Source organism: Streptomyces sp. RP5T (assembly GCF_003933965.1).
Classification (GTDB): domain Bacteria; phylum Actinomycetota; class Actinomycetes; order Streptomycetales; family Streptomycetaceae; genus Streptomyces.
Genome location: NZ_RSAJ01000603.1, coordinates 1 through 4,891, shown reverse-complemented (window position 1 = coordinate 4,891; position 4,891 = coordinate 1). Strand labels below are relative to the sequence as shown.

Here is a 4,891-nt window from a genome sequence, read left to right as displayed (position 1 = left end):
CCCCCTCCTCCGCCCGCGCGATGACGGCGAGTTCGGCGGGATCGTGTCCCGTACGACCGCTCGCGGCGACCGTCAGCACGACCTCCCCGCGCCCGGCCCGCTCCAGCAACCTCCCCCGCAACTCCGGCCCGCCATAAGCCTGTACGGCCGCCATGGCCGCGCTGCTCTCCAGCAGGGGCACCCGGGCCAGCACCCTCGCCGACTCGCGCAGCACCAGGCACAGGGCGACGGCGTCCAGGCCGGCCCCGCCGTACTCCTGCGCCGAGAGCAGGCTCAGCAGGTCCGCGTCGGCGAGCCTGGCCCACAGGGCCCGGTCGAAATCGTCGGCCACGGCACCCGTGGTCAGCGCCGGAGAGGGCACCGCGTCCGGCGCGACGTCGGCGAACACCCCGCGCGCGGCCTCGGCCGCCGCCTGCTGCTCCTCGCTGAAGGTGAAGTCCACGGTCCCTGTCCTTCCGACGGGTCGGCAGATCGGGTCGGCAGATCGCGTGAGCTGATCTGACGGTCCGTCAAGATAGAACAGGTTCCAGAAGAAGGGAACGGGCTTCCCCGGGCCTACCTGTCGGGCCTACCTGTCGAAGTCCAGCTCCACCTTCTCCGTCACCGGATGCGACTGGCACGCCAGCACATAGCCGGCCTCGGTCTCCTCCGGCTCCAGCGCGAAGTTGCGGTCCATGCGCACCTCGCCGGAGACCAGGAAGGCCCGGCAGGTCCCGCACACCCCGCCCTTGCAGGCGTAGGGCGCGTCGGACCGGTTGCGCAGCACCGTCTCCAGCAGGGACTCGCCGGCCTGGACGGGCCAGCTGCCGCCGCGTCCGTCGAGCCGGGCGGTCACCGTGCTGTGCGCGGGCGCCGCGACCGTCCGCACCGGGGCTGCCCCCGCGTCCACATGGAAGATCTCCTCGTGGATCCTCGTACGGGCCACCCCGAGCTCCCGCAACGCCTTCTCCGCACCCTGCACCAGCCCGAACGGCCCGCACAGGAACCATCCCGCCACCCGGTCCACCGGCAGCAGCGCCGGAAGCAACCCGGTCAGCCGCTGCCGGTCGAGTCGCCCGGACGGCAGCCCCGCCTGCTGCTCCTCCCGGGAGAGCACCGTGACCAGCTGGAACCGCTCGGGGTGGCGGTCCTTCAGGTCGGCCACCTCCTCCAGGAACATCGTCGAGGCGGACGTACGGTCGCTGCGGATCAGACAGAACCGGGCCTCCGGCTCGCGCGCCAGCAGCGTCGACACGATCGACAGCACCGGGGTGATGCCGCTGCCGCCGACGATCGCCGCGTACAGTCCGGGCGCCGGATCCAGGGTGAAACGGCCCGCCGGAGTCATCACCTCCAGCTCGTCCCCGACATTGATCTCCTTGAGCGCGTACGTCGAGAAGGCACCGCCCTCCACGAGCCGCACCCCGACGCGCAGTTGGCGCGGCCCCTCACCGTCCGGCGCGGGAGAGCAGATGGAGTAGGTCCGGCGGATCTCCGTGCCGTCGGCCGTGCGGCGCAGGGCGAGATGCTGGCCCGCCGCGTACCGGAACTCCTCGCGCAGCTCGGGCGGCACGGTGAGGGTCAGGGCCACGGAGTCGTCGGTGAGCCGGTCGACCGCGGCCACCGGGAGCGGGTGGAAGCGGGCCATCACAACTCCTTGAAGTGGTCGAACGGTTCACGGCAGCCCAGGCACCGCCGCAGCGCCTTGCAGGCGGTGGAGGAGAACCGGCTGAGCAGTTCGGTGTCGGCGCAGCCGCAGTGCGGGCAGACGACGGCCTCGGTCGTGCTGTCGAGTGTCCGCGTCGGCCCGAGACCCACCGCGACCGGCCCGGACGCCGCCACTGCGCGGGGTGGCGCTATGCCGAACTCCCGCAGCTTGCGGCGCCCTTCGGCTGTGATGTCGTCGGTCGACCAGGCGGGCGCGAGCACGGTGCGCACGGTGACCTCCCGCACCCCGTGTTCGCGCAGCACCCGCTCTATGTCCAGGGACATCGCCTCGATCGCGGGACAGCCGGTGTACGTCGGGGTCAGATCGACCTCGACCACGTCCGCGCCCCGGACCCGCACCCCGCGCACCACACCCAGCTCGCGCAGGGTCAGCACGGGCAGTTCCGGGTCGGGCACCGAACCGGCCAGCGCGAACAGGTCGGTCTCCAGCGGCGTGAGCGTCACCATGACGCCCCCGGGTGACTGCGGTGCAGGTGCTGCATCTCGGCGAGCATCCGCCCGAAGGACTCGGTGTGCAGACCCTGCCGTCCCGCTCCCGCCGCCCACGCACCCGAACGCGGGCCCTCGGGGACGCCCAGGGTGGCCCGGCGCAGCACCGCGCCCACGGAGGCGAGCCAGGCCGACTCCATGCGCTCCCCGTCGACCTCCACGCCCTCCACGGGCCGGAACATCTCGCCGGTGAACCGCCACAGCGCCTCGCACGCCCGCCGCATCCGCTCGTGGCTCTCCTCGGTGCCGTCGCCGAGCCGCAGGGTCCACTGCTCGGCGTGGTCGCGGTGGTAGGCGACCTCCTTGACGGCCTTCGCGGCGAGCGGGGCGAAGGGGCCGTCGCCCGCGGCCAGTTCGGCGTACAGCAGGTGCTGATAGGTGGAGAAGTAGAGCTGGCGGACGATGGTGTGGGCGAAGTCGCCGTTCGGCTGCTCCACCAGCTGGAGGTTGCGGAAGGCGCGCTCCTCGCGCAGATACGCCAGTTCGTCCTCGTCGCCGGTCATCGACAGCAGCACCCGGGCCTGGCCGAGCAGGTCGAGGGCGATGTTGGCGAGCGCGACCTCCTCCTCCAGCACGGGGGCGTGGCCCGCCCACTCGCCGAGGCGGTGCGAGAGCACCAGGGCGTCGTCGCCGAGGGCGAGGGCGGCCGCTGCCGGGACAGGGGTGGGCGTGGGGGCGACGGTGGCCCCGGACGCCGTCTCGGACGCCGTCACAGGTGCTTCACCCCTTCCGGGATCTCGTAGAACGTGGGGTGCCGGTACGGCTTATCGGCGGCCGGCTCGAAGAAGGGGTCCTTCTCGTCGGGCGAGGAGGCCGTGATCGCGGATGAGGGCACCACCCAGATGGAGACGCCCTCGCCGCGCCGGGTGTACAGGTCGCGGGCGTTGCGCAGGGCGAGCTCCGCGTCCGGGGCGTGCAGGCTGCCGGCGTGGGTGTGGGAGAGGCCGCGGCGCGAGCGCACGAAGACCTCCCACAGGGGCCAGTCGGTGGTCGTCATGCGCGTGCCGCTCCTGTCTCGCCGGTGTGCTGTGCCGCAGAGTGTTTCGCCGCGTGGGCCGCGGCCGCCTCCCGCACCCAGGCGCCCTCGTCGTGCGCCCTTCTGCGCTGGGTGATCCGCTGTTCGTTGCACGGACCGTTGCCCTTGAGGACCTCCTTGAACTCCGTCCAGTCGATCGGGCCGAAGTCGTGGTGTCCCCTTTCCTCGTTCCACCGCAGGTCCGGGTCGGGGAGTGTGAGGCCCAGGGACTCGGCCTGGGGGACGCAGATGTCGACGAAACGCTGGCGCAGCTCGTCGTTGGAATGCCGCTTGATCTTCCAGGCCATCGACTGCGCGGAGTGCGCGGACTCGTCGTCGGGCGGGCCGAACATCATCAGGGACGGCCACCACCAGCGGTCCACCGCGTCCTGGGCCATCGCGTGCTGCTCCGGTGTGCCGTTGCTCAGGGCCAGCAGCAGCTCGTAGCCCTGGCGCTGGTGGAAGGACTCCTCCTTGCAGATGCGGACCATCGCGCGTGCGTAAGGGCCGTAGGAGCAGCGGCACAGCGGCACCTGGTTGGTGATCGCGGCGCCGTCCACCAGCCAGCCGATCGCGCCGACGTCCGCCCAGGTGAGGGTGGGGTAGTTGAAGATCGAGGAGTACTTCTGGCGGCCGGAGTGGAGCTTGTCGAGGAGCTCGTCGCGGCTCGTGCCCAGAGTTTCCGCGGCGCTGTAGAGGTAGAGGCCGTGCCCCGCCTCGTCCTGGACCTTGGCCATCAGGATGGCCTTGCGGCGCAGGGAGGGCGCACGCGTGATCCAGTTCGCCTCCGGCTGCATGCCGATGATCTCGGAGTGGGCGTGCTGCGCGATCTGGCGGACCAGGGTCGCGCGATAGGCGTCGGGCATCCAGTCACGCGGCTCGATGCGCTCGTCGGCGGCCACGGCGGCGTCGAAGACGCTCTGGTACGCGGTGGTGTCGCCGACGGCACCCCCGGTGCCGTACGTCTGTGTGCTCGCCGTCTGATGCGCGGCTGCTGTCGCCATGAGGCCCCCTCGACCTGGGCTCCGCCGGAACCTGCTCCCGACCGATCGTTCGGTTCGTGCGATTCCATGGTGTGCCGGGCGCCGTAAGGTGTCAACCGCTGTGGAAAACCTGCGGGGCAGCCTGTGGAAAACCGAAGCGGGAGTGAGCACGGCCACGGCCGGACCGGTCGGAAGGGGCTGTGCGGGGAGGTCGGGCCTGAGTACCGTGCCCGGTGCGAGCCACCGCGGCGAGGCGGGTGCGGGCGCCGGCCACCGGGCGGGCCGCCTCTCCGCGGCCGGGCGGCGCTGAACGGACCGGAATCGGGAGCGGGGCGGAATGGACGCGTACGACGGAGGCTCGAACGCCCGGAGACGACCGGGCGCGGCGAGCGGGCCGGACGGCGGCCCCGAACGGGGGGAGGCGGCTGAGCCGGGTGGCGCGGCCGAGCCTAGCGATGCGGGCGAGTCCAGCGATGCGGCCGAGGCCGGTGATGCGGGCGGGTCCAGCGATGCGAGCGGGTCCAGCGATGCCGTCGAGCCCGGTGATGCCCGTGAGCCCCGTGAGCCCCGTGACGCGGCTGGGCTGGAGCGGCCGGAGACGTCACAGGCCTGGGCGGGGACGTCAGCGGGGGCGAATGAGCCGCAGGTGGCCGATGCGACTGGTGATCCGGCCGTCGCGCCCGCCCGGTCCCGGGTG

At 72.4% G+C, this 4,891-nt stretch carries 6 protein-coding genes; all 6 read right to left on the bottom strand.

The annotated features are described in order from the left end of the window. Positions 1-442, bottom strand: a 442-nt coding sequence (locus tag EHS43_RS37385; protein ID WP_185806579.1) for an acyl-CoA dehydrogenase family protein, incomplete at its 3' end; no start/stop codon positions are given. Between the two features lie 126 nt (positions 443-568). Next, on the bottom strand, positions 569-1,627 hold the full coding sequence (locus EHS43_RS37380; protein WP_125195069.1) for a 2Fe-2S iron-sulfur cluster-binding protein: 1,059 nt from the start codon (positions 1,625-1,627) through the stop codon (positions 569-571). Beyond that, positions 1,627-2,154 carry a 1,2-phenylacetyl-CoA epoxidase subunit PaaD gene (gene paaD / locus EHS43_RS37375; RefSeq protein WP_125195068.1) on the bottom strand — a complete coding sequence of 176 codons (528 nt, stop codon included), beginning with the start codon at positions 2,152-2,154 and terminating at the stop codon, positions 1,627-1,629. The genes EHS43_RS37380 and paaD overlap by 1 nt, the downstream gene beginning before the upstream one ends. After that, positions 2,148-2,909 (bottom strand): 1,2-phenylacetyl-CoA epoxidase subunit PaaC, encoded by a 762-nt coding sequence (paaC, locus tag EHS43_RS37370; RefSeq protein WP_125195067.1) that lies wholly within the window; start codon positions 2,907-2,909, stop codon positions 2,148-2,150. Before paaC ends, paaD begins: the two co-directional genes overlap by 7 nt. After that, entirely contained in the window at positions 2,906-3,193 is a 288-nt protein-coding gene (gene paaB / locus EHS43_RS37365) for a 1,2-phenylacetyl-CoA epoxidase subunit PaaB (RefSeq protein WP_029386333.1), read from the bottom strand. Before paaB ends, paaC begins: the two co-directional genes overlap by 4 nt. After that, positions 3,190-4,215 carry a 1,2-phenylacetyl-CoA epoxidase subunit PaaA gene (gene paaA, locus EHS43_RS37360; protein WP_125195066.1) on the bottom strand — a complete coding sequence of 342 codons (1,026 nt, stop codon included), beginning with the start codon at positions 4,213-4,215 and terminating at the stop codon, positions 3,190-3,192. Before paaA ends, paaB begins: the two co-directional genes overlap by 4 nt. Positions 4,216-4,891: the final 676 nt, after the last annotated feature.

What these genes read in the sequence shown, in the direction of transcription:
- EHS43_RS37380 (WP_125195069.1), bottom strand. Translation starts at nt 1,627, where the DNA reads ATGGCCCGCTTCCACCCGCTCCCGGTGGCCGCGGTCGACCGGCTCACC.
- paaB (WP_029386333.1), bottom strand. Translation starts at nt 3,193, where the DNA reads ATGACGACCACCGACTGGCCCCTGTGGGAGGTCTTCGTGCGCTCGCGC.
- paaA (WP_125195066.1), bottom strand. Translation starts at nt 4,215, where the DNA reads ATGGCGACAGCAGCCGCGCATCAGACGGCGAGCACACAGACGTACGGC.
- paaD (WP_125195068.1), bottom strand. Translation starts at nt 2,154, where the DNA reads ATGGTGACGCTCACGCCGCTGGAGACCGACCTGTTCGCGCTGGCCGGT.